This window comes from Marivita cryptomonadis, assembly GCF_002115725.1.
GTDB lineage: Bacteria > Pseudomonadota > Alphaproteobacteria > Rhodobacterales > Rhodobacteraceae > Marivita > Marivita cryptomonadis.
On the sequence record NZ_JFKD01000052.1, the window covers coordinates 1 to 5,375 of the forward strand.

The 5,375-nt window shown below is 66.2% G+C and carries 3 protein-coding genes and 1 pseudogene; 1 reads left to right on the forward strand and 3 read right to left on the reverse strand.

What is annotated here, in order from left to right; all coding sequences use genetic code 11:
- Nucleotides 1-134 precede the first annotated feature (134 nt).
- The 3 genes from MCRY_RS22105 to MCRY_RS22115 form a co-directional block, all read right to left on the reverse strand.
- Nucleotides 135-2,459: an AAA family ATPase gene (locus MCRY_RS22105; RefSeq protein WP_085633909.1), complete on the reverse strand. Its 2,325-nt coding sequence runs from the start codon at nt 2,457-2,459 to the stop codon at nt 135-137.
- 87 nt (nt 2,460-2,546) lie between these two features.
- Nucleotides 2,547-3,572 carry a hypothetical protein gene (locus MCRY_RS23065; RefSeq protein WP_085633911.1) on the reverse strand — a complete coding sequence of 342 codons (1,026 nt, stop codon included), beginning with the start codon at nt 3,570-3,572 and terminating at the stop codon, nt 2,547-2,549.
- An 86-nt stretch (nt 3,573-3,658) separates the two neighbouring features.
- Entirely contained in the window at nt 3,659-4,180 is a 522-nt protein-coding gene (locus tag MCRY_RS22115; RefSeq protein WP_085633913.1) for a hypothetical protein, read from the reverse strand.
- 932 nt (nt 4,181-5,112) lie between these two features.
- Between MCRY_RS22115 and MCRY_RS22120 the strand changes: the two are divergent.
- Nucleotides 5,113-5,282 (forward strand): annotated as a pseudogene (locus tag MCRY_RS22120) (cold-shock protein).
- Nucleotides 5,283-5,375 lie beyond the last annotated feature (93 nt).

The window sequence follows — 5,375 nt, forward strand, 5'->3', positions numbered from 1 at the left end:
CGGGATTCCCAGGCTCTTGCTTCGCAGCGGATCACCGCCGCCCGCCTGCAAGGTGTCGTACAGGCGGGCAGTGTCCGGACCGGACCAGGCCGCCGCGCGATCGAGGGGCTGATACGGCATGTCAGTCCTCGGCGCTACCCGAGGCTCGCTTTGTCGACCTCAGACGCGGCGCCGGGTGCGCGCCTGACGCGCGCGAGGAACGCCGCAAGCTCCGGTCCCGCGAGCACCCCGGCCGCGTCGAGGGCGGCCGCCATCTCGTCGAGGAGCGCCCGATGGGCGCTCAGGATCCGGCTCGCGTGGGTTTCGGCGTTGCGCAGATGGGTTTCGACCCGCGCCCGAAGGCCGGTGTCGTCACGCAGGCGCGCCTCGATCCCCTCGATCGGCCCCTGCCAGATCAGCGTTGAGCCCAGACCCCATGAAGCTTCAAGCGCCGTCGCAAGCCGGGTCGCCGTGGCGAGATCACTGCCCGGATCTCCGCCGGACCCCGCCGAGACCCGTCCGAGCAGGAGGCGCTCTGCCGCGCGCCCAGCCATGCTGATCGCGAGTTGAGCTTCTACAGCGGCGCGATCCTCACCCGTCCGATGCAGGCTTGTCGCCGTGACACCGCCATCGGACTGGATCGCGAGCATGGATACATCGGCGCGCCCAGTGGCGGCGCTGACGAGGGCATGGCCCGCTTCATGGACGGCAACGATCCTGCGAAGCGCCTTGGGCAACGGGGTCTGGGCCTCGTGGATCGTTTCGGTCAGATCAGCCAGTGCAAGCGCGCGCCGCGCCTTGCGCGCCTTGCCGCGGGCGGCGCGGACCGCGGCGGCGATATCGGCACCCGACATCCCGAGCGCGGCCTGCGCGACACCGGTCAAATCGGTATCTGCGAGGTCGGGGCCCAGATGCCAGCGGAGCGCCTGGGGCAGGAGCGTGTGGTCCGGATGCGGCAGGCGGAGGATCCGGTCGAACCGCCCTGCGCGCATGATGGCCCTGTCCAACTTTTCAAGATGATTCGTCGCCGCCATCACGAGCACGCCCTCGTGGCCATGGTACCCATCAAGCAGGTCGATCAGGGCCGTGACGATGAAATCCGTGTACGCGCTGTTGTGGTCGGCCTTCCGGTTCCGGTCCCCGAATGCATCGATTTCATCGAGGAAAAGCAGCGCAGGTGCCTGTTCTGCGGCCGTCGCGAAGGCGCTGCGCATCGCCTTGATCATATCGCTCGAGCGCGCGCTCTCGGAAGACCATTGCGCCACGGATCCCGCGACGACAGAGATGCCGGCTTCCTGCCCGATGAGCCTTGCCACCTGCGTCTTCCCCGATCCGGGCGGGCCGACGAGAAGCGGCCCGCGCGCGACATCGCTCCAGGAAATCCTGCCGTCCTGCCACGCATGGAGGTCAGAGATCATCTGTTCGAGCGGAGCCCTGACCGTGTCCGGCATGGGAAAGGTGGCCCAGCCAGCCCCTTCGACCGGGGCCGGGCACAGGGCTTCGGCGATCGCCGTCACCGCGGTCTTGGGGTTTGTTGCGCGCAGGGCGAGCGTGGCGCGGTCGGGATCGAGACGCGAGACTCGAGCGTCCGTGGGAAGGGCGGCGAGCGCGTCGGCAGCTCCCTGACCGGGATAGGCGAGGTCGAGCAGGACGGAGAGCTGCTCGTGATCAAGGGGCTTGAGGGTGATCACCTTCGGGCTCAGGTCACGCAGGGCGCGGGGCGCGGTGCCTGCGACGGGGGTGATCAGCACCACTGGCGTGCCCATCTCGAGCGCGTCGCGCATCTTGTCCGAGAAGGCGGCGAGCGTGCGGTGCCGATCCGGACTGCCGGTCTTCACCGCGTCCACGGCGTAAAGGAGGTCAGGTGCAGACAGGGCAGCGTGCCAGAGGCTCGGTTCTGCCACGATCTGCTCCAGCATCTTCCGGACAGTCTGATCCAGCGCGGCGCTGCCGGTCGCCAGCAGCGTGAGCGCCCCGTTCGCGCCCAGTTCCGTGGCCATCGCCGTCGCACTGCCGAAGCTGGCGGCAATCCGGACCACCGCCAGAAGGGTCGCCGCCTTCGGGCGCCAGACCGTTTCGCGGTCGGGTCTGGCGGGGGGACAGGACGGAAGAACCGGGCCGAATTCGGTCGCTTGTTCGATCTGGTCGAGAAGATCGTCAACGCTGTCACCGCCGGTCCAGTCCGCGTGACGACTGGCATCGGCGTCGCGCCGGGTCTTGGGGGCGGATGATACGGGAGCCGCATCGTCGGTGTGGCACGCGCGTGCCGGGTCGTCGGCGTCACCTGCGCTGTCCTTTGCGGGCAGGGGCATGCGCCAGCCGGCCCAGCTGCTACCCTTGAGGGCGCCGAGGATCGCCATGGCGAAGGGAAGCCAGTCCGGTGCCCCGCGCCGCGTGGCGGGCGTCCAGCCTGCGCACTTGGCGGAGGCCGCGGTTTTCGTGATCGGCTTGGGAGAGGTCGTGAATACGGTCGCGGTCATGGCGGTCTCCTGTCGTCGGACAAAGGGGAGAGAATGCCCGCCGCGATGTGCGGCGGGCCGGATGATCTGAGGAAGGGACGGGCTTGGTCAGGTGGGCGGGTGCGCCGCCTCGATGCGGTCCAGATGGCGCATGATCAGATCGAAGGCGAAAGCCTCATAGACCTCCGATGCCACGTTCAGGATCCCGGCATAGACCTCGGGCGGGACCACCGCGTCGGGATGACGCCGCCTGAGGATCGCATGGACGGCGGCTTCCTGCGCGCGTGCGACATGGCCGGAGGCCATGGGGAGGACCCTCACAAGGTCCACCTTGGCGCTGCGCGGAAGGCCGAGCTGGTGTTTCAAGCGCTTCACCGGGGTCTTGGAAAAGCCGAGCTTGAGCAGATGGATACCACGCGACGTCATCTCGATCCGCGCGAGGTAGATGAATGACGCGGTGCTGTTCCATGCGCCCCCGCAGGCGGCGCACTTGACCTGATCCCAGGCCATGTTCACGCGGGCCACACGCTGAGAATGGCCACAGCTGTGGCGATACATGCGATAGTTGGCGTTGCCCTGCGGATCGCGTCCCAGACGCTCCCAGCCACGCTGCGACGCCTCATCCTGCTCCCGCGCGCGCAGGCACTTCTCGCAGCGAACATCCGTCAGTTTCGCCGCGACCCGCTCCACGAATTCGAACTGCCTCTTGATCACGTGGCCGCAGGCGGCCCGGTACAGGCCGTAGTGGTGGTTACGGTCGTCGCGGCGCAGGAAGGTCAGGCTCGCCGCCCGTGCGGCATCGCCGAGATCAGCCTCCGCGCAGGCGCCGCAGCGGGGCTGGGCCGTCCGGAGCGTATAGCTCTTGTGCGCGGTCAGCCCCCCACAAGCGTCACATTCGAGTGCGACGTGATACCTGTCCCGGATCCTGCCATGGACCCTGAAGCCCTTGTCGCGAGCGATGCGGGCCCAGGCTTCCGGCACGGGCCGAGGATAGTCGCGCCATTCGCCGGCGGGCACATGGCGGGAGCGATGCGGAACATGCAGGCGGCGCCGGCGGTTGGTCACGACATCGAAGGGAACGCCGCGAACGGTGGGGCGGGTCGGCTTGGGCGAGCGGGGCTTGGTCTTGGGCATGGGAGAAGCTCCTGAACTGGGCATGAAGGGAGAGAGGGCGCGGGGGCTGCCCGCGCCGGGACGTGGCGTGAAACTCATGGTGAGGGTCAGGCGGAGGGGCCGATGTCGTAGTCCGGATCCGCGCCCACCCAGTCCTCGACGCGTGCATCGAACGGGTCTTCCAGAGAAAGCCAGAACTCGAGCGCGTCGAGCGCCGCGCCGATCCAGAGGTTGAGGTCGCGCGCCCCGGCTCCTTCCCCCGGAACCAGCCACGCCCAGCGGCGCAGCCGCACATCGGCACGAAGACCTGCCACCTCGTCCGGATCTGCGGACCGGATGACCCGCATGTAGAGACGCGCCACAGCCTGAAAGGCGCGCTCGGCCTCGTCGATGGGCGGTGCCGTGATCATCGCCTCGCAGGCGGCCCTGGTCTGGGCGAGCGCGGCATCTGCCGCCGTGATCCAGTGATCCACGGCCGGGTCCTGCCCGGAATAGCCGCAGAGGTCGCGCTCCGTCTGGATCAGCGCCGGCAGCGTGGCGACGAAACCCACGAAGAGCGCGGTGACCGAGGCCGCAGCGGCGGGGGGTTTCATTTCAAACTTTTTGACATTATGATTAGCGGTAGTCATTCCAGTCTCCTTGCCTGTGGGTCTGCGTGTGGCGAGGACGGGGTTTGAGGTTCCAGCTCTGCTCCGTCCGCCAATGACGACTAAATAACTACATAAAGTCGTAAAGTCAAGAAGTGTACCATGAAAAAAATGGGTCGACCGACCGTAGATACAGAAGCAGTGACAGTACGCCTACCGCGAGAGCTGATCACGGCATTGGATGATGCACGGCGTTACGAACCGGATATGCCGACGCGCCAAGAAATTATCCGGCGCGTACTACTGGAATGGCAGGCTGGTCAGGACCAGGAATAGTTCCGACAACGGCTAACTATTCGTAGAGGGTCGGTCGGTGATGAATTTGTGCGGGGCATTTCAGTTCCTTCGAGGCTTGCCCTCGCAACGTCCGCTAACCTCGCGAAAACACGAACAGGGCATTACCTACCGGAGCAATCACCTTTTTGTGATCATCATCACTCGCAAGTAAGTGCCGGGGTCAGCGCTGAGGTGGGTAGTGACCTCGGCACTGCTGTAAATGCTGACATCAGCGCTGATCTCGGCGCAAAAGTGGCGCGGAGGCAGATGATCCGAGCCACACAGATGTTTTCCGGGGCCACCATCATTGATACGTCCCACGCGACAGGGCGCCGTCCCATCGGTTCCGGAACAGTGCGGGGTGCGAAGGTGGAGCCTGTAAAAGGTGCACTTGCTCCTTCGATCAGTGTTCGATGCCGACCCAGTATGGCGGCTCTGACGCTCGTCAGGACTGTGTGGCCGGAACGATCTGGCCACACAGTCCTGGACCCTCCGTCGCGCACGATCTGCACGCCGCAATCCACCTGTTCCCGGCCTGCAGACATACCTCAGGGCTGACCGACAACTTCAGAAGGAAGGACTGACCCATGCCCACTGGCAGCGTGAAATGGTGAAACACCTCGAAGGGGTTCGGCTTTATCGCGCCCAATGGCGGCGGACAGGACGTGTTCGTCCAGTCTCCGCCTTGGAGCGCGCCAGCATGACCGAACTGCCCGACAACACCAAGGTCCGCTACGAATTGCGTACGGGACGCGATGGCCGCCAATCGGCGGTGGACCTGAAAAAGAACGGCTGGCAGGCGGGGTAGCTGGGCGGCGCGGTGGTACCGGGCGACAAACACGGAGAGACGGCCTGTGGGCTGCCCCAAGCCTGTATCGAAGGTCAATCTCTGACAAATGGG

Coding starts and splice junctions, on each gene's coding strand:
- MCRY_RS22105 (WP_085633909.1), bottom strand. CDS start 2,459: ATGACCGCGACCGTATTCACGACCTCTCCCAAGCCGATCACGAAAACC.
- MCRY_RS23065 (WP_085633911.1), bottom strand. CDS start 3,572: ATGCCCAAGACCAAGCCCCGCTCGCCCAAGCCGACCCGCCCCACCGTT.
- MCRY_RS22115 (WP_085633913.1), bottom strand. CDS start 4,180: ATGACTACCGCTAATCATAATGTCAAAAAGTTTGAAATGAAACCCCCC.